The sequence below is a fragment of the Modestobacter sp. VKM Ac-2978 genome (assembly GCF_026968025.1).
In the GTDB taxonomy this organism is placed as follows: domain Bacteria; phylum Actinomycetota; class Actinomycetes; order Mycobacteriales; family Geodermatophilaceae; genus Modestobacter.
In genome coordinates this window covers 157377-182148 of the sequence record NZ_JAPVBP010000002.1, presented here as the reverse complement: position 1 = coordinate 182148, position 24772 = coordinate 157377, and the positions used below count along the sequence as shown (strand labels likewise).

Here is a 24772-nt window from a genome sequence, read left to right as displayed (position 1 = left end):
CCCGTGCCTGTCGATCCAGCCGACCACGCCGCCGCCCTGCGCCAGTACGCCGCCGGTGTCGTGCTGCTGACCGTGCGCGACGACATCGACGACGTGGGGACGACGGTCACCTCGATGATGAGCGTCTCCGCCGACCCCCCGCTGATCGCCGTGGGGCTGGCCGCCGACGGGTACCCGGCCGAGGTGCTGCAGGGTATCGGCAGCGGCGCGGTGAACGTGCTGAGCACCGGGCAGGCGATCCTGGCCAGCCGGTTCGCCACGGCGGGGCGGCCCAGCGCCCGGCACCTGCTGGAGTCGGTGCCGTGGCACCGCGCCCCGGTCAGCGACGCGATCGTGCTGGACGGCGCACTGGCCGCGCTGGACTGCACGGTCGCCTCGGTGGTCGAGGCCGGCAGCCACGTCGTGGTGCTGCTGACGGTGGAGGGCGTCCCGGTGCTCGGGGACGGCGACCCGCTGGTGCGACTGCGCGGCCGCTGGACCGACGGGGCGGGTGCGCCGCTGCGGCGCCCCTGACGGCTCACCCGCCACGCAGCACGTCCCGCAGCTGCCTGGCCACCTGCGCAAGGACGGCCTCTGCGCCCGGCTGGTGCACGGCGGCGACTCGTGACTCCGACAGTGCGGCGACCGCGAACCGCTGCCCGTCGGCGTGCTCCACCACGCCCACCTCGTGCCGGAGGTTGAGCAGCGTGCCGGTCTTGGACGACCAGCGGGAGGCGTCGGTGCTGAAGTCCGGGGTCAGCCGCTGCCGGTGCAGGTTGGCACCCAGCAGGTCGCGCACCCGTCGCGCGACCGCGGGCGCGATCGCCGAGGGCGACCACAGCGCCTGCAGCAGGTCGACGTGGGCCCGGGCGCTGCCGGAGTTGGCCCTGGTCACGTCCAGCTGGGCGACCGCGTGCCCTCGCCCGCCGGTGCCTGCGGACCGGGCGAGCACGTGCGCCAGGTGCACCTCGTCCTCCGTGAAGCGCTCGGCGGGTGTGTCGGTGAGGTCGCAGACCAGGTGCCGGACGGCGATCCCCTCGATGCCCAGCCGGGCGAGCTCGGCCCGCACCCGGTCCGGCGGGGTGAGCTCGAACAGCGCGTCGGCGGCCACCCCGTCGCTGATCGCGACGGCGAGGTAGAGCAGGTCATCGATGGCGATGGTCGCGGGGTGCCGGAACCGGCTGATCCCGGGTGGCCCGGGTGCGCCCACCTCGACCGGGCCGACCCGCAGCTGGGTGGCCCCGTCGAGCTCGCCGCGCTCGATCCGCTCCAGGGTGGCCACCGCGAGGGGCACCTTGACCAGCGAGGCGCTGGGGAACACCGCGTCGGGCTCCAGGCCGATCTCCTCGCCCGTCGCCAGGTCCCGCACCAGGAGCCCGGCCCGCAGTCCGGCCACCCGCAACGCCGACCGGGCCTCGTGCAGCACCACCGCCGCGCTCACGCCGGTGGCCCGACGTGCTCCGGGACGCCGAGGCAGCGCCCCACCGACGCGTGCAGCTCACCCCGGAGTCGCTGCACGTCCTCCCGGGCTCGCCCGGCGACGTCGTAGCCCCGCAGCACGGCCAGCTCGCCCAGCGGCCGCCAGTGCAGCCCGAGCTCCGTGGCCTGGACGGCGGAGCAGAGCAGCACGTCGGCCGAGCCGAGCACCTGGGCCGCCGCCGTGACCAGCGACCGGGCCACGCCGAGCTGGCCGGGGTGCAGCCCGACGGCATCGCGGAGCCGGGTGAGCCGGTCGCGCACGTGCGGGACGTCGTCCTCCGGCTGCACCCAGATGCGCCGCCGCGGGCCGCTGTCGGTGCGGCCGGGCCGGAAGGTCTCCAGGTGCACCACCGCCGTCCGAGGGGCGGTCCGGCCCGCCAGCCCCAGGGGGACCTGCCAGCCGGCCTCCTCCGGAGGCACCGCCACCACCGCTGCGCCCACCTCCGGGGTGTGCGCGAGCTCGCTGCGCCGGGTCGGACCGGCGTTCTCCAGCTCCAGGTGCAGGCCGTGCCGCCGGGCGTCGAGCACCAGCTGCGCGAGCACCGGGGCGGCGCAGGTCTCGGGCAGGACGAGCCGGAACGGGCGGTGCCGGGCGCTGCGGGCCTGCTCGGCCATCGCGTCGGCGAGCTCCACCAGCCGGCGGGCCGAGGGCAGCAGGTCGCGGCCGAAGGGGGTGAGCCGCACCTGTCGGGAGGTGCGGTCGAACAGCTTGCCCCCCAGGTGCTCCTCCAACGCCGCGATCCGCCGGCTGGCGACCGACTGCGGTATCCCGCCGGCCGCGGCGCCGACGGTGAAGGTGCCGTGGGCGCTGACGTCGACGAAGGCCCGGCACCCGGCGAGGACGTCCATTCCGCCAACCTATGCCGATCCCGCATCGATCCCTCCACTTCCGTCTTGGACCGCATGACGTCCGGCACCCAGGGTGGGGTCGTCGCGCGGCGGACCTCCTCGTCCGCCGCCTCCCCGGACCGGAGGACTCATGTCCCTGCCACGCCCCCGGACGCGCGCCGCACTGGCCGCGACCGTCCCGTTCCTGCTGCTGGTGACCGGCTGCGGCTCGCCGGACGCACCGTCCGCCGCTCCCGCGACCAGCACCTCCGCCGCCACCTCCGCTGCGCAGACCGGGTCCACCGACGCCGCGGCCGAGGCCGCCCTGGCCGCGCTGGAGACCGAGTTCGGCGTCCGGCTCGGGGTCTTCGCCGTGGACACCGGCTCCGAGGAGGTCGTCGAGCACCGCGCCGACGAGCTCTTCCCCTACGCCTCCACCTACAAGGCACTGGCCGCCGCCGCGGTGCTCGACCGGACGACGCCCGCCCAGCTGGACGAGGTGGTCACCTACACCGCCGAGGACCTGGTGACGTACTCCCCGGTGACCGAGCTGCACGTGGACACCGGGATGACGCTGCGCGACGTGGCGGCAGCCGCCGTGCAGGTCAGCGACAACACCGCCGGCAACCTGCTCGTGGACCAGCTGGGCGGCACCGAGGCGTTCGAGCAGGAGCTGCGCGAGCTCGGCGACGAGACGACCTCGGCCGACCGGTACGAGCCGGAGCTGAACACCGCCGTCCCCGGCGACGAGCGGGACACGAGCACGCCCCGGGCGCTGGCCACCGACCTGCGGGCGGTCGCCGTGGACGACGCGCTCGAGCCCGACGACCGGGCGCTGCTGCTGGAGTGGATGCGCACGGCGACCACCGGGGCCGCTCTGGTCCGCGCGGGCGTGCCCGCCGGGTGGGAGGTGGCCGACAAGTCCGGCAGCGCGGAGCACGGCACCCGCAACGACATCGCCGTCGTCCAGCCGCCGGGACGGGCCCCGATCGTGCTCGCCGTCCTCTCCACCCACCCCGGCGCCGACGCCGAGCCCTCCGACGCCGTCGTCGCCCGCGCCGCCGAGGTGGCCGCCACCGCCCTCCGCTGACCCCCGGGCCGGAGCGGCCCGTCCGCCCCCGCGAGCTCCGGCCATGTCGGCCGACATGGCCGGCCGGCGGCCGGACGGGGAGCCGGGGAACGCGGGTGTCGGGACGCGGGGTTAGCGTCGTGACCCTGATGAGCCAGCCCATCCCCGCACCCACCGACTCCGCCCTCCGCCGCGCCCTGGTGCGCGCCGAGCGCGGGGTGACGCTGGACGCCACCGAGGCCGAGACCCTGCTGCACGCCCGCGGGCTGGGCGAGGGTGAACCGCTGGACCGGCTGCTGACCGCCGCCTCCCGGGTGCGTGACGCCGGGCTCGCCTCGGCCGGGCGCCCCGGGGTGGTCACCTACAGCCGCAAGGTGTTCATCCCGCTCACCCACCTGTGCCGCGACCGGTGCCACTACTGCACGTTCGTGACCACGCCCGGCCAGCTCCGCGCGCAGGGCAAGGCGCCGTTCCTGTCGCCGGACGAGGTACTCGACGTCGCCCGGGCCGGGGCCGCGCTGGGCTGCAAGGAGGCGCTGTTCACCCTGGGCGACCGCCCGGAGGACCGCTGGCCGGTGGCTGCCGAGTGGCTCGAGGCGCACGGCTTCGACTCCACGCTCGGCTACCTCCGGGCGATGGCGATCCGGGTGCTGGAGGAGACCGGGCTGCTCCCGCACCTCAACCCCGGCGTGCTGTCCTGGGAGGAGATCCAGCGGCTCAAGCCGGTCGCCGCCTCGATGGGGATGATGCTGGAGACGACGGCGACCCGGCTGTGGTCCGAGCCCGGCGGCCCGCACTTCGGCAGCCCGGACAAGGAGCCCGCCGTCCGGCTGCGGGTGCTGGAGGACGCCGGCCGTTCCGCCGTCCCGTTCACCACCGGCGTGCTGCTGGGCATCGGGGAGGACTACGCCGAGCGGGTCGACGCGATCGCCGAGATCCGCGCCTCGGCCCGGCGGCACCAGCACGTGCAAGAGGTCATCGTGCAGAACTTCCGGGCCAAGCCGCGCACTGCGATGGCCGCCCACGACGACCTGGACCTGCAGGAGTACGTGGCCGCGGTCGCGGTCAGCCGGCTGATGCTCGGCCCGTCCGCCCGGGTGCAGGCACCGCCGAACCTGAGCGACTCCACCGAGCTGGGCCTGCTGCTGCGCGCCGGGGTCGACGACTGGGGCGGGGTCTCGCCCCTGACGCCGGACCACGTCAACCCCGAGCGGCCGTGGCCGAACATCGACAAGCTCGCCGCGCTGAGCGCCGAGGCCGGGTTCACGCTGCGCGAGCGGCTGGCCGCCCAGCCCGGCTACGTCACCCAGCCCGAGCCGTGGCTGGACCCGCGGGTGCGCCCGCACGTCTCCGCGCTCGCCGGCTCCGACGGCCTGGCGGTCGAGGGCCGGCTCCCGGTGGGCCTGCCGTGGCAGGAGCCGGACGAGGCGTGGACCTCCTCCGGCCGGGTCGACCTGCACACCGAGATCGACACCGTGGGCCGCACCGGTGACCGGCGCAGCGACTTCGACGCCGTCTACGGCGACTGGTCGGAGCTGCGCGAGGCCACCGTCGCCGCCCGCGACGGCTCCTCCACCGCACTGACCGTCGGCGACCGGGAGGTGCTGGCCGCGCTGCTGCACGCCGAGCAGGACCCGGCCGGGCTCTCCGACGCCGAGTACCTGACCCTGCTGGGCGCCGACGGCACCGACCTCGAGCACCTGTGCGCGCTCGCCGACGCGGTCCGCCGGGACGTCAACGGCGACGACGTCACCTACGTGGTGAACCGGAACGTCAACTTCACCAACGTCTGCTACACCGGCTGCCGGTTCTGCGCGTTCGCCCAGCGGCGCACCGACGCCGACGCCTTCACCCTGTCGATGCAGCAGGTCGGCGACCGGGTCGACGAGGCCTGGGCCGGCGGGGCGACCGAGATCTGCATGCAGGGCGGCATCCACCCCGACCTGCCCGGCACCGCCTACTTCGACCTGGCCCGGGAGGTGAAGTCCCGCCGTCCCGACATCCACCTGCACGCCTTCTCACCGATGGAGGTCGTCAACGGCGCCGCCCGCACCGGGTTGAGCTTCCGCGACTTCCTCACCGCGGCGAAGGAGGCCGGCGTCGACTCCCTCCCCGGCACCGCGGCGGAGATCCTGGACGACGACGTCCGCTGGGTGCTCACCAAGGGCAAGCTGCCGACGGCGACCTGGCTGGAGATCGTCGAGACGGCGCACACCGTGGGCCTGCCGACGACCTCGACGATGATGTACGGCCACGTCGACACCCCCGCGCACTGGGTCGCGCACCTGCGCACGCTCGCCGCCCTGCAGGACCGGACCGGCGGGTTCCGCGAGTTCGTGCTGCTGCCCTTCGTGCACCACAACTCGCCGATCTACCTGGCCGGCGTGGCCCGGCCGGGGCCGACGAACCGGGAGAACCGGGCGGTGCACGCTGTCGCCCGGTTGCTGCTGCACGGCCGGATCGACAACATCCAGACCTCGTGGGTGAAGCTCGGCGACACCGGCACCCAGGCGATGCTGGACGGCGGCGCCAACGACCTGGGCGGCACGCTGATGGAGGAGACGATCAGCCGGATGGCCGGCTCCGGCAACGGGTCGCTGAAGACGATCGCCGAGCTGGAGTCGATGGCCGCCGCGATCGGCCGTCCGGCCCGCCAGCGGACGACGGACTACGGCACCCCGAGCGCCGAACGGATGGCCACCGCCCGCAGCGACGAGGGCCGGCGCGCCCTCACCCTGAAGCTCCTCTGACCGCTCGGGTCGTAGCCTCCCCCTCCGGGGACGACGAGGGAGCGGCGGCATGGGACGAGCAGCGGCGCTGAGCGGCCGGGTGCTGGCCGGCGGGGTGCTGGCCGGCGGGGTGCTGGCCGGGTGTGGCACCGGAGGCACGGCCTCGAGGGACGTGCTCGACGTGTCTCTCGACGGCTTCGTGGCGGTCGCGGAACGGCCGACGCCCGCGACGCTGTGCGACCCGGACCCCACGGCCACGGCCAGCACGCCCCCGGGGCTGCCCGCCGGACTCGGCGACCCGGAGGCGGCGTACCTCCAGTCGGCGCCCACGACCGTCGAGGCGTACCTCTGGACCGCCGAGGACGCCGACGCGGCCCAGACCCTCGTCTCCGAGGCCACCGTTGCCGCGTCGGCCTGCACCTGGACGGTCACCCAGGACCTCGATCTCGACGGCGACGGGGTCACCGAGACGCCGGGGGCGCACGCCCAGCAGGTCGAGCAGTGGTCGACCGACGACTGGTCGGGGACGCGGATCGTCCGCACCGTCCCCGGGGCCGAGCAGGTGGACCGCCGGCTGGTGTCCGACGGTGCCGTCGTCCTGCTGGTGGTGACCCGGACGGACGGCGATGACCCCGCCCTGCTGACCCCCGCCGACGACTACCTCGACGCGGTCGCCGAACGCCTCGCCTGACCCGGGCCGGGGCCGGGTCCCGGCGGTGGCCCGCCGCGCATGGCAGGCCAGGAGGTCCCCGACGACTGACACCAGCCGCTGCGGCACGTCCGCGCCGGGGTGCGCAGGGCCCGCAGCAGCCAGGGCGCGATCGTGGTGAGACCTGCCGGGCCTGCTGCCCCAGCCCGACCGCGCCGCCGACCGATCCGCCGCCGACCGGCCCCGAACGGCGGCACTGGGCGGACACGCGCTGACCAGCCGCCAGGCGGCACCGCCGGTCAGGCGGTCCAGCGGGACGGGGTGCGGCGGCTGTCGGCGCCACTCGCCGTGCGCGCCCAGGCGGCCTGCAGCACGGCGGCCACCTCGTCGGCCTGCTCCGGCGGCACGCTCAGCGGCAGCCGCAGCCACCGGTCGGCGGTGCCGTCGACGGTGAACCGCGGTCCCGGGGTCACCCGCAGGCCCAGGTCGAGGGCGTGCGCGGCCAGCCGGGTGGAGCTCTCCCCCGGCAGCTGCGCCCAGAGCACCGAGCCGGCCCGCGGCCGCACGACGCGCCAGTCCGGCAGCCGGGCGGTGAGCGCGGCGAGCAGCCCGTCCCGGGCGGCGGTCAGCCAGGCCACCCGGTCAGCGAGCACCTCGTCGGCGACGGCGAGCAGCCGGACGGCGACCAGCTGCTCCAGCACCGGGCTGCTGAGGTCGACGGTGCCGCGGGCCTGGGCGAGCCGGGCCAGCAGCGCCGGTTCGGCGCGCACCCAGCCCACCCGCAGCCCCGACCAGTACGCCTTGCTCATCGAGCCGAGCGTCACGACCCGGCGGTCGAGCGCGGCGAGCGCGGTGGGCCGGGCGCCGTCGAGCACCAGCTCGGCGAACGTCTCGTCCGTGGCGACCACCGGGGCGTCGAGGGCGGACAGCAACGCCCGGCGCTGGCCGTCGTCGGCGAGCAGGCCGGTGGGGTTCTGCCCGTCCGGGGTCACCAGCGCGACGTCGGCCGCGGCGCCGGGCAGCTCCCAGCCGTCGGCGCCCACCGGCAGTGCGACCGGCCGCAGGTGGTGGGCCGCGAGGCAGTCCAGCGCCGCGGGGTAGGTGGGCTGCTCGACCAGTGCCCGCTGCCCGGGCCGGGTGACGGTGCGCAGCAGCAGGTCCCAGCCCGCCAGCGCGCCGTTGGTGACCAGCACCTGCTCCGGCTCGGTGGCCAGCCCGCGGCGGGTCAGGTGCCCGGCGACCGCGGTGCGCAGCGCGGGCAGGCCGTAGGGGTGCAGGCCGTGGCCGGCCAGCAGCGGGCGCAGGTCGTCGGTGGCCCCGGCGACGGCGTCGAGCAGCTGGGCGGGTGCCGGTGCGGCCGCGATGGTGAGGTCCCGGACGACGGCCGGCTCCCCCGGATCGGCGTCCGGGCGGACCGGCGCGGACGACGGCAGGGTCACCCGGCTCCCGGCACCTGCCGCGCTGTGCAGGTACCCCTCGCCGCGCAGCACGTCGTAGGCGGCGGTGACCGTGGTGCGGCTCAGGCCCAGCGCCTGGGCCAGCTGGCGTTCCGAGGGCACCCGGGCGCCCACCGACAGCCGGCCGTCGAGCGCGAGGCCGCGGATCCCGGCGGCCACGCCGGCGTAGGCCCGGCCGCCGTCCAGCCAGGGTCCCAGGAGGTCGGCCAGCCGGTCGGTGCGCACCGGGCCATTGTGCGGGACTTGGCCCTGTTCGGGCAGGGCCAAGTCGTCCAGGGTGGCCTCATGCGACTGATCGACCCGGTGCCCGTCGACCGCCGTCCCGCCCGGCTGGCGCTGCTGCTCGGGGGCCTGGCCCTGTACGGCGTCAGCGTCGCGATGATGCTGCAGGCCGGGCTGGGGCAGATGCCCTGGGGCGTGCTGGACCAGGGAGTGGCCGGCGTGCTGGGCATCGAGGTCGGCACCGGCTCGATCCTGGTCGGCGCGGTGGTGCTGCTGCTGTGGGTGCCGCTGCACCGCCGCCCGGGCCTCGGGACCCTGTGCAACGTCGTCCTCATCGGGCTGTCCATCAACGCCACGCTGGTGCTGCTGCCGGCACCGGAGGCGCTCGGCGCCCGCATCCCGTTGCTGCTGGCCGGGGTGCTGCTCAACGCGGTGGCCACCTGCGCCTACATCGGCGCCGGGCTCGGCGCCGGGCCGCGCGACGGGCTGACCACCGGCATCGCCGCCCGCGGTCACTCCGTGCGGGTCGTGCGGACGACGATCGAGCTGCTGGTGCTGGGCGGCGGCTGGCTGCTCGGCGGCACCGTCGGCGTCGGGACGGTGCTGTACGCCGCCGCGATCGGGCCGCTGATGCACAGCATGCTGCCCGTGTTCCGGCTCCGGGACGGAGCGGTGGCCCCCGCCGCGGTGCCCGGAGTGCCGGTGGGACCCACCGACTGAGCGACGACGTCCTCGTGCCGCCGTCCACCCCGCACCGCGAGGAGGACCCGCACGCCGAGGAGGCGGTGGGCAGCGACTGACCGATCAGCCTGCCACCGGCGGGCGGCACCACAGCGCCTCGACGTCGCCGCCGTCGGTCTCCAGGACCAGCTCCCCGGCCGCGTGGGGCACCAGGACCGTCTGCCCGGCACGCACCGGGGTCGCCTGCTCCCCGCCCTGGGCCCGCAGCCGACCGCTCCCGCCGGTGACGACGACGACGCCGAACCCGGCGTCCAGCACCGCGCCGGCAGCGATCCGGTCGACCCGGAAGAACTCCGCCGCCTGCCCGGGCAGGACCGAGCCGCTGCCCTCGGCTCGCCGCACGAGCCGACCGACCTGCTCGGTGGAGCAAGCGGTCAGGTCGGCGGCCTCCAGCGCGAGGTCGAAGCCCAGCCCCAGGTGACCGTCGCGCTCGCCGTCGATGGCGAACCCGCGCCACTCCATCAGGATGGAGAGGTCCTCGGGCTCCTGGACCTCGACGAGGAAGACGCCCTCGCCGATCGCGTGGGGCATCCGGGCGGGCACCAGGACGGCGTCGCCCGGGGCGACCTCGATCCGGTGCATCGCCGCGAGGAGCGGCTGGACGTCCTGCTCCTGCACCAGCCGGTGCACCTCCGCGCGCGGCAGGGCCCGGGCGAAGCCGAGGTGCACGCTGCCCCCGCGCAGGATCACCCACGCCTCGGTCTTGCCGTGGGCCCGCCCCAGGTGCTGGGCGGCGAACGCCGTGTCCGGGTGGACGTGCACGGGCAGCCGCTGGCCGGCGTCGAGCAACTTCGTCAGCAGCTTCGTGTCGGTGCCGAAGCGCGCCACGTGCGCCGCCCCCAGCCAGGCCACGGGGTCGGCCTGGACCGCATCGCGCAGCACGCGCCCGTCGGGCAGGACCGAGAGCCCGAGCACCTCCTCCCCGTGCAGGGTGTTGGTGGCACCGATCCAGTCCTCCGGCAGGTTGCCGCCGGTCCACGGCACGCCACGGAACTCGGCGATCCGCTCACCGCCTGCGTAGAACCGGTCCGGCGGTCGGTTGCCGGGCAGCGAGATCGGCGAGAGGGACATGCAGGCTCCTCGATGGGCGGGAGGTGACGGGACCCGTACCGGGCAGGCGCGCTGACGCCCGGACGGGGATCACCCGGCAGCCGACCGACCCGTCGGAGACACCGGACGTCACCCTCCTCGCGGGCGTCGTGAGCGAAGCTATCTTTCACCGGCGGCCCGTCCACGGTCCCCTCCGTCCACCGGACGGCGGGACCGTCCTACGGTGCACGACTCGAGCACGATCCAACGGAGGAACAGACGATGAAGTCGATCTCTCGGGCCCGGACCACGTCCACCGCCCTGGTCATCCTGGGCGCAGTGGCACTCAGCGGCTGCAGCAACGGAGACACCAGCGCGGGCGGCGGCGGAGGTGGCGACGGCGAGGTGGAGAAGGTCGGGCTGATGCTCCAGGACATCTCCAACCCGTTCTTCGCCTCGATGCAGGACAGCATGGAGGCGGCTGCCGAGGAGCAGGGCTTCGACCTGAACGTGCAGGACGGGCGGCAGGACCTCGCTGCGCAGAACGACCAGATCGACGCCTTCATCCAGCAGGGGATGGACCTGATCCTGCTCAACGCCGTCGACAGCTCCGGGATCGCCTCCGCGGTCGCCCGGGCCGAGGCTGCGGGCATCACGGTCGTCGCCGTCGACGTGGACGCCGAGGGTGCCGCCGCCGCCGTCACGACCGACAACGTGGAGGCCGGCCGGCAGTCCTGCCAGGCGCTGGTGGACGCCCTCGGGGGCCAGGGGAACATCTTCATGATCGAGGGCACCCCCACGACGGCTCCGCAGGACCGGGTGAAGGGCTGCGAGGAGGTCCTCGCCGAGAACCCCGGGATCACCGTGGTGGCCCGCCAGGCCGGCAACAACGACCGCGCCAGCGGACTCGCCCTGACCACCGACATGCTCACCGCGAACCAGGACGTCCAGGGGATCTTCGCGATCAACGACCCCGAGGCGCTCGGTGCCGACCTGGCCGTGGCCCAGGCCGGCCGCAGCGGCGTGACGATCGTCGGCGTCGACGGCTCCCCCGAGGCCGTGAACGCGCTGGAGGACCCGGCCTCGAACTTCGTCGCCAGCGCCGCCCAGGACCCGGGTGGCATGGCGCTGGAGGCCCTCGAGGTCGGCAAGGACATCGTCGCGGGGAACGCCCCGGCGGAGCGGGTCACCCTGCTCGAGCCGACGCTCGTCACCAAGGACAACGTGAGCTCGTACGAAGGCTGGTGACGGCGTGACCGGCTGGTGGGAGGAACTCTCGTGACTGGGTCAACAGCTCCACTGCTCGAGGTGGAGGGCATCAGCAAGCGCTTCGGCGCCACCCTCGCTCTGTCGGACGTGAGCTTCGACGTCCGGGCCGGCGAGGTGCACGCCCTGATGGGCGAGAACGGCGCCGGCAAGTCGACGCTCATGAAGATCATCTCAGGCAACTACCAGCCGGACACCGGCTCCATCAGGATCTCCGGCTCCCCGGTGACCATGGCCTCGCCCCGCGACGCCATGGCCGCCGGGGTGGCGATCATCCATCAGGAGCTCAACACCATCCCGGAGATGACGGTGGCCGAGAACCTGGCCACCGGGAACGAGCCGCTGCGCTTCGGGATGCTGGACCGCAAGGCGATGGTCGCGCAGGCCCGGGAGAAGCTGGCCCGGGTCGGCGCGGACATCGACCCGAACCGGCCGATCGGCCGGCTCAGCGTCGGCATGCAGCAGATGGTCGAGATCGCCCGCGCGGTCGCGGAGAACGCCCAGGTCCTGGTGCTCGACGAGCCGACGGCCGCGCTCTCCCGCACCGAGAGCCAGCAGCTGTTCGAGCTCATCCGGTCGATGCGCTCGCGCGGCATGGGGCTGGTCTACATCAGCCACCGCATGGAGGAGGTCTGGGAGCTCGCCGACCGGGTCACCGTCTTCCGCGACGGGCAGCTCATCGGCACCCGGGACATGCGGGCGAGCGGGCCGGATCAGGTCGGGCCCGGCGACATCGTGAAGATGATGGTCGGCCGCGACATCGACGACCTCTACGTGCGCAACGCCCACCAGTCCGGGGAGGTCCGCCTCACCGTCCGGGACCTCACCGGGCCCGGCGACATCGGACCGGTCAGCTTCGACGTGCGCGGCGGCCAGGTCGTCGGGATGGTGGGCCTGATCGGTGCCGGACGGACCGAGGTGGCGCGGCTGATCTACGGCGCCGACCGCCGCACCGGGGGGACCGTGACCCTGGACGGCGAACCGCTGGAGGTGCGCAACCCCATCGACGGCATCAAGGCCGGGGTGGGGCTGCTGCCGGAGAGTCGTAAGGACCAGGCGCTGTTCCTGGACCTGTCGGTCAAGGACAACATCGGCATGTCCACGCTGCCGGACCACAGCAGCGCCGGCGTCGTCCGGAACGGGTCGCTGCTCACGGCCGTGCGCGGCGTGATGGACCAGCTCAAGGTGCGGTCCAACGCGCTGAAGCTCGAGTCGCGGGCGCTGTCCGGCGGGAACCAGCAGAAGCTCGTGCTCGGGCGGCTGCTGCTGCAGAAGCCCAGGCTGCTGATCCTCGACGAGCCCACCCGCGGGGTGGACATCGGCGCCAAGAGCGAGATCTACCGCCTGATCAACGAGATCGCCGGGACCGGGGCAGCCGTGCTGGTCATCTCCTCGGACCTCCCGGAGGCCCTCGGCATCAGCGACGAGCTGCTGGTCATGCGCAACGGCCGGATCGTCGCCACCCTCGACGCCCGCACGGCGGACGAGGAGAGCGTCATGCAACACGCCACCGGCGTCTACGACGACGGCGCCACCACGACCGAGACCGCTGGGACTGCCCGATGAACCCGATCACCGACACCACCCCGGAGAACCCCCTCCCGGACACGAAGCCCGAGCCGGCGGCGGTCCGGCGCGGGTCCGTCATCGCCCACTGGTGGGACCGGGTCGGCATCTTCCTGGTGCTGCTCATCCTCATCGCGCTGATGGCCGCCCTCGCGCCGAACTTCCTCTCGGTCGACAACGCCATCAACGTGGCGCGGTCGGTCTCGATCAACGCGATCCTGGCCGCCGGGCTCACCGTGGTCATCCTGACGGCGGGCATCGACCTGTCCGTCGGGTCGATCCTCGCGGTGGCCGGGGTGGGCAGCGTCCTGCTCGCGGTCGACGGGGTGCCCACGCCGCTGGCCCTGCTCGGCGGCATCCTCATCGGTGCCGTCGCCGGCGCGCTCAACGGCGCGTTCGTCGCCTGGCTGGCCCTGCCCGCGTTCATCGTCACCCTGGGCTCGATGACGTACCTGCGCGGCCTGGCCTACTCGCTGCTGGACGGCCAACCGCTGGTCGCCAGCGACCTGGGCTTCCGCGGTATCGGCAACGGCAGCGTGGCCGGCATCCCGCAGCCGGTGGTCGTGATGGTCGTCGTCTACGCGATCTTCTGGTTCCTGCTGGAGCGGACCCGGTTCGGCCGCCACGTCTACGCCGTCGGCGGCAACATGGAGGCGGCCCGGCTGGCGGGGATCAACGTCAAGCGGGTGCTGCTGTCGGCCTACATGCTCGCCGGGGCGGCCGCCGGGGTCGCCGGCCTCATCTTCTCCGCCCGGGTGCTGTCCGCCCAGCCGACCGCCGGCCAGGGCTACGAGCTCGACGCCATCGCCGCGGTCGTGCTCGGCGGCACCTCCCTGGCGGGTGGCCGCGGCCGGATCCTCGGCACGCTGGTCGGCGCAGTGATCATCGGGGTGCTGTCGAACGGCCTGATCCTGCTGGACGTGCCCTTCTTCTACCAGCTGATCATCAAGGGCGTCGTGATCATCATCGCCATCGCGCTGGACAGCCTGAAGCGCTTCTCCCGCGCCGGCACGTGACTCCGGGCCGGTGGGCGGATGCCGTCGCCCACCGGCCGGCCCCTGACCCACGACGCCCGTCCCGGTCCACCGACCGGGACGGGCGTCGTCGTCGCGGGCGCGATGCTCCTCCGCGCGCGACCGGTACGGCACGATCACCGCAGCACACCGGGCGGGAGGAGAGACGTGCCACGGGTCACCAGCGCCGACGTCGCCCAGGAGAGCGGCGTCTCCCGGACGACGGTGAGCTACGTGCTCAACGACAAGCACGGCGCGATGATCTCCGCGGACACCCGGGAACGGGTGCTGGCGGCGGCGGCCCGGCTCGGCTACTCCCCCTCAGCCGCCGCCCGGACGCTGCGCAGCGGCCGCAGCGACCTGGTGCTCTGCGTGCTGCCGAACTGGACGGTGGGGCCGGTCCTCGACACCGTCCTCGACGAGCTGACCCGGGAGCTGTCCGACCGGCAGCTGTCGGTGCTCGTGCACCACGGCCGGGGGCCTCGCCCGCTGGCGGAGCTGTGGCGGGCGGTCACCCCGCGCGCCGTCGTCGGCTTCACCGAGTTCGGGGCGGAGGACGCCGACGCCATGCGCCGGGCCGGCATCCAGGTGCTGAACACCTCCCTCGACGAGGACCCGCGCGCGGTGTTCGCCGTCCCGCAGACCCGGGTCGGGCAGCTGCAGGTGCGGCACCTGGCCGACACCGGGCACGTGCACCTCGGCTGGGCTGCACCCGTCGAGCCCCGGCTCGCCGACTTCGCCGAGCGGCGGCTGAGCGGGGTGCGCACCGAGTGCGCGCGGCTCGGGCTGGCCGCGCCGGTGGTGCAGGACGTCGACCTGGACGTCGGTTCGGCCACCGCCGCCGTCCGCGCCTGGCGCAGAGGAGGGGTCACCGCGGTGGCCGCCTACAACGACGAGGTGGCGCTCGCGGTCCTCGCCGGCGTGCGCGCCTGCGGGCTGTCGGTGCCGGGCGACGTCGCGGTGATCGGCGTCGACGACGTGCCCGCCGGACGGCTGAGCGACCCGGCGCTGACCACCGTCGCCCAGGACGCGGGAGTGCAGGCCCGGGCGATCGCCACCGCCGTCGCCGCGGCGCTGGACGGCGTCCCGGCGCCCGCCACCCACGGGGCCGAGGTGCTGCGGCTGGTGGTCCGGGGAACGGCGTGACCGGCGGGCCGGGGCACGACGCCCCGGCCCGCCGGCTACGGGTCAGCCCGGGTAGTCCACGACGTACTGCGGCGTCCCCTGGGTGCTGGCGTCCGACCGGCCCCCCACGTCGTTGACCACGTTCTCGATCACGCCGATCCCGTCCAGGTGGACGGTCATGACGTGGTGCAGCTGCACGCCCGGGGTGACCGGCACCTCGAACCCCGTCTCGGTGGTGATGCCCGGCTCGGCGTTGCGCTGGTAGCCGTAGACGCCGCCACCGTCCAGCCGGTGCTGCCGGACGTGGTCACCGACCTTGTAGCCGGCCCAGCCGAGCGTGCCGTCCGGCTCCTGCCAGTCGGCCTGCGACGGCGGGTCGTAGGGGATCTCGTTCTGGTACAGCACGACCCGGCCGCGCTCGCCGTTCCAGATGGTGTTGTGCTGCTGGAAGTGCTCGACGAAGAGGCCGGTGGCGGTGACGTCGTCGCCGTTGACGACCACGCCGTTGCGTCCGACGTTGGTCCGCCAGCGGTCGGTGTCGCCGTTGACGCCGGCGGTGAAGTCCTCCACCCCGTGGTCGGCGCGCCACACCCAGGTGTGGTCGATGAGCACGTGGTCGCTGTTCACCTGCAGGGCGACGTCGGTCTTCCCGACGTGCGGGCCGCCGACCCGGAAGTAGACGTCGGACAGCGTCGTCGGGTTCGCCGCGTCGGACCGGGACCGGCCCTTGCCGTCGCCCACCTGCAGCAGCACCGGGGACAGCCGGCTCCCGGCGTCGATGGTCATGCCGGCGACGACCACGCCGGGCACGTCCTCGATCTCCAGCGGCGTGACACCGCGGTCGGCCGTGAGCGTCGCGTGCCCGATGCCCAGCACGACGGTGTCCGCCCGCTTGACCTTCAGGCTGTGCGCGACGTCGTAGACCCCGGGGGTGAACAGCAGGTGCCCGCCCCGGGCGAGCTGGGCGTTGATCCGCCCGAACCCGGTGTCCGGGGTGACGACGAGGAACTCCGCCAACGGGATGGTGCGCCCGGCGGTCATCCCGTCGTCCCAGCTCAACCCGCGGGTGTCGCGCTGGGCGTCCGGCACCCGGACGGCGTAGCGGCCGCGCTCGTCCAGGAACAGGAACGGCTTCTCCCGGCTGACCGGGGTGGTCTCCAGGGTGGTGTACGGCGGGTCGGGGAACGTGGCGTCGGCCGGGGCGCCCTCGACGCCGGAGAAGACCTGGTTCCACACGCCGTTGGTCCACTCGGCGATCACGCTGTTGCGGGTGTACCACTGCTGCTGCGAGCCGTTGATGACGGTGCCGGCGGTCGAGTCGGCGATGAACCCGCCGCTGGCGTACTGCGGCCCTGCGGTGCAGTAGTCCATCAGGGAGAGGTCGCCGCCCTGTACCTGGACCCGGCGCATGGACACCGCCTGGGAGACGGCCCAGAAGTTCGTCGGCGCCCGGCAGCCGTCCTGCCCGGTGCCGTTGACCTGGATGGTCAGGTTGGAGACGGTGCGCCAGAAGTTGTTCAGCGCGATGCAGTTGTCCGGGGCCAGGCAGCGGTTGTAGGTCTCGACCTTGCCGTTGATCACCACGTCGGACGGCGAGTCGCCGAGCCCCGAGATCTCCGTGTAGTAGCCGACCTTGATCTGCAGCGGGTCGCTGTCGGTGCCGTAGGTGCCCGGCGCGAAGAGGTAGGCGTAGCGCTCGGTGCCCATCTCGTTGTCGACCTGCTGGGCGTAGGTGGCGTCGAGGGTGGCCTGGATCTGGTCGACCGGCATGCTCGGGTCGAAGACGGTGACGTTCGGGCCGAGGTCGGCCACACCTCCGCCCGGACCCCCGCCCCCGCCCGGCCCGTGGCCGGGTGGCGCGGCGCTCGCGGTCGCCGGGACGGCGAGCACCGCGAGTGGCAGGGCCAAGGTCAGCAGGCCACCGAGGTGGCGGCCACGGGCGGGCGCTCGTCGGCGCGGTGGGGACAACGGGCGGGCAGGGGCGCTGGGAGATGCCATGCGGGTCCTCGTCGTTGAGTAGGTGACACGTGTCACGTGACTCGGGTCACCGGGAGGGTCGACGAGGGGCAGAGCTGTGTCAAGAGGCCATCGGCGTGCCCTCGAGGCGCTGTGCCGTGGGTGGGGGGAGGGCCGATCCGCCCCCTCCCCCCACCGTCGGGGTCAGCGAGGGCTGCCGCCGCGGATCATCGGCTCCTCGCCGTCGTCACGTCCGGTCGGCGTGTCGTCCTCGGCCGCCGGGGTGACGCGGGCACCGGCGTCCGGCTGCTCGACCAGCACCTCGTCCCGAACGTCGGCCGCCGGCGGCTGCTCGACACCGGTCACCGGCTGCGCCGGGACCACCGGCGGCGCGGCAGGCACCTCGCGCGGCTGCGACTGGGGCTGCGACTCGGGCTGCGACTCGTCGTCCGACCCGCTCTTCGAGGCGGCCACGGCCGCTCCGGCAGCGGCGACCGCAGCGACGCCGGCAACCACGCTCTTCGCCGAGATGCCGGCCTTGCCGCTGTCCCCACGAGAGGACGCCGCGTCTTCGACGCCGGGCGTGCCGGCCCCCATCCCGGGCCGGACGGACCCGCGCCACGCACCGCTCGCGTAGCCCTCGTCCTCGATCAGGTCCTTGAACTTCGCCAGGTCCGACTTCACCTGCCGGCCCACGATGCCGAGCTTGTCGCCGGCCTGCTCGACCACGCCCTCGGGCTCGTACTCCAGCGTCAGGTGGACGATCGTGGAGGCCGGACCCGCAGGCTCGAACCGGACGGCGCCGGCGTTGGTCGCGCCCCCCGTGGCGGCCCAGGCGATCTTCTGGTCGGGCACCTGCTCCAGGATGGCCGCGTCCCACTCCCGCTTCACCCCGGCGATCTCGGCCACCCAGTGCAGCCGCTGGTCACCGCGCTGCTGGACCTCCTTGACCCCGCCCATGAAGTGCGGGAAGTCCTCGAACTGCGTCCACTGGTCGTACGCGGTGCGTACCGGGACGTCGACCTGGATGGACTCTTCGACCTTGGTGGTCATCGCCGTTCCTCCTCCGTAGCAGGACGTGCTCTGGCCCACCCCCTACCCCGTCGATCGGTGGATCCACGCGTCGGGGACCGGCCACCTGGCTGCTCGATCGGCGAAGATGACCTCGACGTCCCGAACCACTGGAGGAGCACCGTGGCCCGACCGCAGCAGGAGACCCCCGACGACTGGCACCGGCCGCTGCGGCACGTCCGCGCCGGCGAGCTGTCCGGGGAGACGGCACAGACCGCCGGCATGTCGCGGCGGGAGGCGATCTCGGCCACGACGGTCGGTTCGGAGCGGCTGTGGATGGGCGAGACCCGCGTGCCTCCGCACACCGGCTCCGGCGACCACCACCACGGCGACTCGGAGACGGCGATCCACGTCCTGCGCGGCCACCCGGTGTTCGTCTTCGCCGAGCACGGCGAGGAGGTGCGGCTGCAGACCGGCCCGGGCGACTACGTCTTCGTGCCCCCGTACACGCCGCACCGCGAGGAGAACCTCAGCGACGAGGAGGCCGTGGTGCTGATCGCCCGCAGCAGCCAGGAGGCGATCGTGGTGGCCCTGCCCTCGCTGACGCCGCAGGGCGGCGGCGCCGACGACTGAGCCCCGCTGCAGCCGTGCCTGCCCGCGGCTAGCGTCCCCGGCGTGACCGAGCCCGCGCGTCCGCCGTCCCCCCTCGACCTGCTGGCCGACCGTTTCGTCGACGCCTACGCCGCCGACCAGCCGACCGTGGCGACCTACATCGGCGTCCCCGGGCACGACGACCGCTGGCCCGACCTGACCCCCGCCGGGCACGCAGCCAGCGCCGACCTGCTGCGCCGCACCGTCGCCGAGGTGGAGCGGATCGAGCCGGTCGACCGGCGGGACGAGGTCGCCCGCAGCGCGATGCTCGAGCGGCTCGGCGCCGAGCTGGCGCTGCACGACGCCGGCTGGACGCAGGCTGCGCTCAACAGCATGGAGAGCCCGCTCCAGGACTTCCGCACCACGTTCGACCTGATGCCCACCGACACCGAGGAGGACTGGGCGGTCATCGCCCGGCGGATCGCCGGGATCCCCGAGGCGCTCGCCGGCTACGTGGCCGGGCTGACCGCCGCCGCCGACGAGGGCCGAGTCTCCGCCGTCCGGCAGGTGCGGCTGGCCGCCGGCATCGCCCGCCGGTGGGCCGGCGCCGGCGGGCAGCCCAGCTTCTACGCCGAGTTCACCGGCCGGGCGTCGGTGGGCGACGCGTTGCGCGCCGACCTCGACCGGGCGGTGGAGGGGGTGCACACCGCGCTCCTCGACTTCGCCGACACGGTCGAACGCGAGCTCCTCCCCCGCGCACCCCAGGCCGACGGCGTCGGCCGCGAGCGGTACGCGCTGGAGTCCCGGCTGTTCACCGGCGTGGACCTCGACCTGGAGGAGACCTACGCCTGGGGCTGGGCCGAGCTGGCCCGGGTCGTCGCCGAGAAGCGGGCGGTCGCCGAGCAGATCGCCCCCGGGAAGGGCATCGCCGAGGCGATGGCCGTGCTGGACGCCGACCCGGCCCGGCAGGTGCGCGGGCGCGAGGCGCTGCAGGCCTGGCTGCAGGACACGGCCGACCGGGCGATGACCGCGCTGGACGGCGTGCACTTCGACATCCCCGGCCCGGTGAAGCGGGTCGAGGGCCGGCTCACCCCCACCTCCGGCGAGGGCGTCTACTACACCGCCCCGACCGAGGACTTCAGCCGCCCCGGCCGGATGTGGTGGTCGCTGCCCGACGGCGTCACCGACATGACCACCTGGCGGGAGACGACCACGGTCTTCCACGAGGGCGTGCCCGGCCACCACCTGCAGATCGGGCAGACCGTCTACAGCGCCGCCCTGCTCAACCGCTGGCAGCGGCTGCTCTGCTGGTGCTCCGGGCACGGTGAGGGCTGGGCGCTGTACTCCGAGCGGCTGATGGGCGAGCTGGGCTTCCTCGACGACCCCGGCGACCGGCTGGGCATGCTCGATGCCCAGGAGCTGCGGGCCGCCCGCGTCGTCCTGGACATCGGGGTCCACCTGGACCTGCCCATCCCGCCCGGCCGGGCCGCCGGTGACCGCTGGACCTACGACGTCGCCCTGGCGTTCCTCCGCACGCACGTGGACATGGAGGACGCGATGCGGGTGGACGAGCTGCACCGCTACCTGGGCTGGCCGGGCCAGGCGCCGTCCTACAAGGTCGGCGAGCGGGTGTTCCTGACCTGCCGCGCGCAGGCCGAGCAGCGCGCCGGCGCGGGCTTCGACCTCAAGGCCTGGCACCGCGCCGTCCTCGACCTCGGGCCGCTGGGGCTGGGGCCGCTCGCGGCGGAGCTCGCCCGGTTCTGACCTCGACTGCCGGGTGGACGTCGCGGGTCCGGAACGTCCAGATCCAGCGCCGACGGCCGATCTCGATCTGGACGAACCGTTCGGTCCCGGTGGGCAGAACCTGACCCCGGACACGGCGTGTCGGGCCGATCTCGACATGCTCGTGAGGCCGCCGGGGCAGCTGTGACCCATGGGGTTCGGCGTCACATGCCCGACATTTGACGCCTCGGAATGACCCCCGTGTAATTCCTCTCGAAGTCACCGACGGTGACGAAACGGCAACCGCAACCGCGGTACGCCGGAACGAGACGCAGGGGGACGCATCGTGATGGCTGACGTGACGTGGATGAGCGACTACCGGACTGCTGCTGCCGAGGCGGCCCCGGTCACCTACGGGCAGGACGTCCTGGGCCTGGCCGACGTCTTCGACGCCGGCTTCCCGGGCATGGACACCGAGGACCAGAGCTGGCAGGAGCGCGCCCTGTGCGCCGAGACCGACCCGGAGGCGTTCTTCCCGGAGAAGGGCGGCTCGACCCGGGAGGCCAAGAAGATCTGCACCGGCTGCGAGGTCCGGGCCGAGTGCCTGGAGTACGCCCTGACCATGGACGAGCGCTTCGGCATCTGGGGCGGGCTCTCCGAGCGCGAGCGTCGTCGCCTCCGCCGCCGCGCCAGCTGAACGGCGCATCGCAGCCGGTGCGACGGGTAGGAGCGGCTCGTGCGAGCCATCACCTACACCCAGCCCGGCGGCCCTGACGTCCTGCAGCTCGTCGACCGCCCCACCCCCGACCCCGGCCCCGGTGAGGTGCGGGTGCGCCTGGCCCTCTCCGGCGTGAACCCCACCGACTGGAAGACCCGCAGCACCGCCCAGCCCGGCCCCGGCGGCCAGGTGCCCAACCAGGACGGCGCCGGCACGATCGACGCGGTCGGCGAGGGCGTCGACCCCGTGGTCGTCGGCGAGCGGGTGTGGGTCTGGGAGGCCGCGTGGCAGCGGCCGCACGGCACGGCGGCGGAGTACACCGTCGTCCCGGCCCGGCAGACCGTGCTCCTGGGTGCCGACCCCTCCTTCGAACTGGGCGCCGCCCTCGGCATCCCGTTCCTCACCGCACACCGCTGCCTCACCGTGGCGGAGTCACTCCCCGACCGGCTCGCCCCCGGCTCGCTCAACGGCCGCACCGTGCTGGTGCAGGGCGGCGCCGGCGCGGTCGGCAACGCGGCCATCCAGCTCGCCCGCTGGGCCGAGGCCACCGTCATCGCCACGGTCAGCTCCCCGGCGAAGGCACAGCTGGCCGCCAAGGCCGGCGCCGACCACGTCATCGACTACAAGCGGCAGGACGTCGTCACCGAGGTCGGCAAGATCGCGCCCAAGGGCGTCGACTCCATCGTCGAGGTCTCCGCCGCGCAGAACGCCGCCACCGACGCCCAGGTGATCGCCCTGCACGGCGCGGTCGCCATGTACGCCGACGACGGCGGCGCCGAGGTGACCATCCCAGTGCGCGCCCAGATGGTCCCCAACGCCCGCTGGCAGTTCGTGCTCGTCTACACCGAGCCCGCCCGGGCGAAGGACATCGCCGTCGAGGACGTCAACTCCGCGGTGCTCGACGGCGCGGTCCGGGTCGGCGCGGACGCCGGGCTGCCGCTGCACGTCCACCCGCTGTCCGAGACCGCGGCCGCCCACCAGGCGGTGCAGGACGGCGCCGTCGGCAAGGTGCTCATCGACGTCACCGCCTGACGAAGGACCCGGACACGAGGACGCCCCCTCCCCCGGCTCAGGCCGGGAGAGGGGGCGTCGCCGTGCTCGGGTCAGGTCAGCGGGCCACGCGGAAGGGCACGCTCACCGGATCGGCGGACCGCTCACCCAGCGACTGTTGGGCGGTCAGCTCGTACGTGCCCGGGCGCAGCGTGCCCAGGGCCGCCCGCCAGGTGCCGTCCTTGCCGACGACGACCGTGCGCGTGATGCCGGCCGTCACCGTGACGGTGGCGCCGGGGGTGCCGGTGCCGGTGGCCGTGACCGCCGGCGACGTCGTCGTGTCGACCGCCGGCGAGGTGACCGTGAGGCCCTCGATGTCGGCCCGGGCGGTCAGCCACTCGTCCCGGCCGATCGGGTGGTCGACCACGCGGGTCTCACCGATGCAGCCGTTCCAGCCGTTGGTGGCCTGGTCGTCGACCCAGTCGGCACCGAAGATCCACGGCATCGCGTCGTCCAGCCCGTGGCCCACGGTGTTCGAGGCGTTGCGCAGCACCGGGGCACCGTCGACGTACATCGTCGTTGTGGCCGTGGCCGGGTCGTTCACCAGGGCCACGTGCGCCCACGTGTCGACCATGATCTCGCCCGACCACGAGGTGCGGTCACCCTTGGCGGTGTCGATCGGCACCTCGGTCCACTGGAACTCCTTGAGGTTCGACAGGCCCAGGGCCACCGGGGACGCCGTCCAGTCCCAGCGGGTCTGCGGCACGCCGATCTGCGAGCGGTTGCCCGAGCGCACGATCGCCTTCATCCACGCGTTGTCGGACTGGGTCCAGCTCTCGTCGATCTGGAGGAACGTCTCGATCGTGTAGCCGTTCTCCAGCGCCGCCAGGTTCACCGGCGCGTCCGCGCGCGTGGTCAGGTAGCTGTACCGGTCGGTCTGCTTGCTGGCGTTGCTGAAGCAGACCGCGGCTCCGTCCGAGGAGTACGGGTGCGCTTCCTGGGAGAAGTTCACGTCCCGCAGCTGTGCGGTCGGCGAGCCGGACCGGCTGATCGGCACGCGCATGAGGTTGTTGCGGTTGTTGCCCTCGACGTCGCGGATGACGCCGCCCTGGGCGACCACCCCGCGCAGCCCGTTCATCCGCCAGTGCGCCAGCGTCCCCTCGACCTGCGGGTAGTCCGCCGTCGAGCCCGGCAGCTCGGTGGTGACCGGGTCGGGGCTGACGAAGCCGTCGAGCAGGATGTCGCGCGCCGCCTGGGTGAGCGAGGGCTCGTCGGCGGAGCCGGCGGTGAACCCGGGGTTGAAGCCGGCGAACCGCTCGGAGAAGTCGATGTCCAGGGTGAACTGCTCGTTGGGGCCCTCGAGGAACGCCTGGTCGTAGGAGGTCAGCTTCTCCTGCGGCTTGGCGACCACCCACGGCGAGGCGGTCTGCGCCGAGATGGTGTCGTTGGTGAGGTCGAACTCGAACAGGCCGAGGTAGCCGTTCCCGCCCTCGTAGGCCATCTGGTAGTCCATCAGGACCTGGGTCACCGCGTGCCCGGCGTCGTTCTGCTTCACCAGCTGGGTCGCGCCGTGGAAGTGGCCGTTCAGGGTCATGAAGATCTGGTCGTTGCCCTTGATGAGCTGGTCCCAGAGCCGCAGGCCGTAGCCGGTCTCCTGCGGGGAGACCCCGTCGTCCTGGATGCCGATGATGTCGTGCGAGGTGAGGATGACCGGCACGGTCGGGTGCTGCGCCATCACCTCGTCGGCCCAGCGCAGGGTGGCGTCGGACGCCCGCCAGGACAGCGCCAGCACCATGAACTGCTGACCCTCGGCCTCGAACACGTGGTACTGGTTCATCCCCGTCGGGTCGCTGCCGCCGTAGGTCGACTGCTCGGCCGCCCGGTCAGGCCCGAACCAGCGCAGGAAGGGCTCTCGGGCCAGGTCGTACTGGTCGTCGTAGTGGTTGCTCGAGCTGTTCCGGACGTCGTGGTTGCCGGCCAGCACCGAGTACGGCAGGTCGGCGTCGTCCAGGGTCTGCATGGCGGCGTCGGCGGTGCGCCACTCGCCCTCCTGGTTGACCTGGTCCACGACGTCGCCGAGGTGGGTGACGAACGGGATGCGCAGCTCGTCGGCGTGCTCGGCGAGCCACTCGGTCTGGGCGGCGAAGGGGTTGTTGCCGTCGCCGTAGCGGTCGGGCCGCTCGAACTCCGACTCGGCGTACCGCGAGTAGAACTGCGTGTCCGGCAGGACGGCGAGGGTGAACCGGGAGGCCGGCTCGGTGGCAGCGGCCTCGACGGTCGCGGCCTCGACGGTCGCGGCCTCGACGGGCGCGGCCGCCGCCGGGCCGGCGGTGACCAGGCCACCGGCGGTGGCGAGACCGGCGACCGTGGCGGCCACCCCGACCCCGGCGACGGCCCGCAGGCACGCCGTCCGGGCGGGGGTGGCGCCGCGGTGTGCGGGCCGTGGGCTGAGCAGGTGCATGGGGACGTCCTTCGACTGTGCTGGGGCGGTGGGGGGTCCCACCGCTCCAGCACGCTGTCGAGCGGCTGTGGCCGCTCGGTGTCCGCGCTGTGTACGCCGGACCAGCCGGACGTGAAGCGTCTAGATCATCTTCTCCGGCTCGGCCCGTACCGGAACCGCGACGGCAGGTGG

At 74.0% G+C, this 24772-nt stretch carries 20 protein-coding genes; 13 read left to right on the top strand and 7 right to left on the bottom strand.

Annotation, left to right across the window (positions count from 1 at the left end; translation table 11 throughout):
- Positions 1–3 precede the first annotated feature (3 nt).
- On the top strand, positions 4–513 hold the full coding sequence (locus O2W53_RS04710) for a flavin reductase family protein (protein ID WP_269161874.1): 510 nt from the start codon (positions 4–6) through the stop codon (positions 511–513).
- 4 nt (positions 514–517) lie between these two features.
- Here the strand turns inward: O2W53_RS04710 and O2W53_RS04705 are convergent, their stop codons facing one another.
- Positions 518–1420 (bottom strand): serine hydrolase, encoded by a 903-nt coding sequence (locus tag O2W53_RS04705; RefSeq protein WP_269161873.1) that lies wholly within the window; start codon positions 1418–1420, stop codon positions 518–520.
- The gene (locus tag O2W53_RS04700; RefSeq protein ID WP_269161872.1) at positions 1417–2307 is read right to left on the bottom strand and encodes a LysR family transcriptional regulator; all 891 of its coding nucleotides are present in this window, start codon (positions 2305–2307) and stop codon (positions 1417–1419) included. The genes O2W53_RS04705 and O2W53_RS04700 overlap by 4 nt, the downstream gene beginning before the upstream one ends.
- 130 nt (positions 2308–2437) lie before the next feature.
- On the opposite strand from O2W53_RS04700, the gene bla reads away from it, so the two are divergent.
- From bla to O2W53_RS04685, 3 genes are all read left to right on the top strand, one after another.
- Positions 2438–3376 (top strand): class A beta-lactamase, encoded by a 939-nt coding sequence (gene bla, locus O2W53_RS04695; protein ID WP_269161871.1) that lies wholly within the window; start codon positions 2438–2440, stop codon positions 3374–3376.
- A gap of 128 nt (positions 3377–3504) precedes the next feature.
- On the top strand, positions 3505–6105 hold the full coding sequence (locus O2W53_RS04690) for a bifunctional FO biosynthesis protein CofGH (RefSeq protein ID WP_269161870.1): 2601 nt from the start codon (positions 3505–3507) through the stop codon (positions 6103–6105).
- 49 nt (positions 6106–6154) lie between these two features.
- Positions 6155–6775 carry a hypothetical protein gene (locus tag O2W53_RS04685; RefSeq protein WP_269161869.1) on the top strand — a complete coding sequence of 207 codons (621 nt, stop codon included), beginning with the start codon at positions 6155–6157 and terminating at the stop codon, positions 6773–6775.
- A gap of 257 nt (positions 6776–7032) precedes the next feature.
- On the opposite strand, the gene yczR is transcribed toward O2W53_RS04685, so the two are convergent.
- Positions 7033–8415: an aminotransferase-like domain-containing protein gene (gene yczR / locus O2W53_RS04680; protein WP_269161868.1), complete on the bottom strand. Its 1383-nt coding sequence runs from the start codon at positions 8413–8415 to the stop codon at positions 7033–7035.
- A 60-nt stretch (positions 8416–8475) separates the two neighbouring features.
- Here yczR and yczE point away from each other — a divergent pair, with 60 nt between their 5' ends.
- The gene (gene yczE, locus O2W53_RS04675; protein ID WP_269161867.1) at positions 8476–9132 is read left to right on the top strand and encodes a membrane protein YczE; all 657 of its coding nucleotides are present in this window, start codon (positions 8476–8478) and stop codon (positions 9130–9132) included.
- A gap of 84 nt (positions 9133–9216) precedes the next feature.
- On the opposite strand, the gene O2W53_RS04670 is transcribed toward yczE, so the two are convergent.
- Positions 9217–10224 (bottom strand): class I mannose-6-phosphate isomerase, encoded by a 1008-nt coding sequence (locus tag O2W53_RS04670; RefSeq protein ID WP_269161866.1) that lies wholly within the window; start codon positions 10222–10224, stop codon positions 9217–9219.
- 240 nt (positions 10225–10464) lie between these two features.
- Between O2W53_RS04670 and O2W53_RS04665 the strand changes: the two genes are divergently transcribed.
- From O2W53_RS04665 to O2W53_RS04650, 4 genes are all read left to right on the top strand, one after another.
- Positions 10465–11430, top strand: coding sequence for an ABC transporter substrate-binding protein (locus O2W53_RS04665; RefSeq protein WP_269161865.1), 966 nt, complete (start codon positions 10465–10467; stop codon positions 11428–11430).
- A 30-nt stretch (positions 11431–11460) separates the two neighbouring features.
- Complete coding sequence (locus O2W53_RS04660) at positions 11461–13014, top strand: sugar ABC transporter ATP-binding protein (RefSeq protein ID WP_269161864.1); 1554 nt, start codon at positions 11461–11463, stop codon at positions 13012–13014.
- A complete protein-coding gene (locus O2W53_RS04655) occupies positions 13011–14030 on the top strand; it encodes an ABC transporter permease subunit (RefSeq protein ID WP_269161863.1) in 1020 nt (339 codons plus the stop codon). Before O2W53_RS04660 ends, O2W53_RS04655 begins: the two co-directional genes overlap by 4 nt.
- A gap of 165 nt (positions 14031–14195) precedes the next feature.
- Positions 14196–15173: a LacI family DNA-binding transcriptional regulator gene (locus tag O2W53_RS04650; protein ID WP_269161862.1), complete on the top strand. Its 978-nt coding sequence runs from the start codon at positions 14196–14198 to the stop codon at positions 15171–15173.
- A gap of 42 nt (positions 15174–15215) precedes the next feature.
- On the opposite strand, the gene O2W53_RS04645 is transcribed toward O2W53_RS04650, so the two are convergent.
- Together O2W53_RS04645 and O2W53_RS04640 are read right to left on the bottom strand one after the other, a co-directional pair.
- Positions 15216–17060 carry a glycosyl hydrolase family 28-related protein gene (locus O2W53_RS04645; protein ID WP_269161861.1) on the bottom strand — a complete coding sequence of 615 codons (1845 nt, stop codon included), beginning with the start codon at positions 17058–17060 and terminating at the stop codon, positions 15216–15218.
- 252 nt (positions 17061–17312) lie between these two features.
- Positions 17313–18161 (bottom strand): SRPBCC family protein, encoded by an 849-nt coding sequence (locus O2W53_RS04640; protein ID WP_269161860.1) that lies wholly within the window; start codon positions 18159–18161, stop codon positions 17313–17315.
- 141 nt (positions 18162–18302) lie between these two features.
- Here O2W53_RS04640 and O2W53_RS04635 point away from each other — a divergent pair, with 141 nt between their 5' ends.
- The 4 genes from O2W53_RS04635 to O2W53_RS04620 all read left to right on the top strand — a co-directional run bounded on the left by O2W53_RS04635 (position 18303) and on the right by O2W53_RS04620 (position 22182).
- Positions 18303–18752: a cupin domain-containing protein gene (locus O2W53_RS04635; protein ID WP_269161859.1), complete on the top strand. Its 450-nt coding sequence runs from the start codon at positions 18303–18305 to the stop codon at positions 18750–18752.
- A 42-nt stretch (positions 18753–18794) separates the two neighbouring features.
- A complete protein-coding gene (locus O2W53_RS04630; RefSeq protein WP_269161858.1) occupies positions 18795–20474 on the top strand; it encodes a DUF885 domain-containing protein in 1680 nt (559 codons plus the stop codon).
- A 307-nt stretch (positions 20475–20781) separates the two neighbouring features.
- A complete protein-coding gene (locus O2W53_RS04625; protein WP_269161857.1) occupies positions 20782–21129 on the top strand; it encodes a WhiB family transcriptional regulator in 348 nt (115 codons plus the stop codon).
- 39 nt (positions 21130–21168) lie between these two features.
- Positions 21169–22182, top strand: a complete 1014-nt coding sequence (locus O2W53_RS04620; protein ID WP_269161856.1) for an NADPH:quinone reductase — start codon at positions 21169–21171, stop codon at positions 22180–22182.
- Positions 22183–22258: 76 nt separating this feature from the next.
- On the opposite strand, the gene O2W53_RS04615 is transcribed toward O2W53_RS04620, so the two are convergent.
- The gene (locus tag O2W53_RS04615; protein ID WP_269161855.1) at positions 22259–24601 is read right to left on the bottom strand and encodes a metallophosphoesterase; all 2343 of its coding nucleotides are present in this window, start codon (positions 24599–24601) and stop codon (positions 22259–22261) included.
- Positions 24602–24772: the final 171 nt, after the last annotated feature.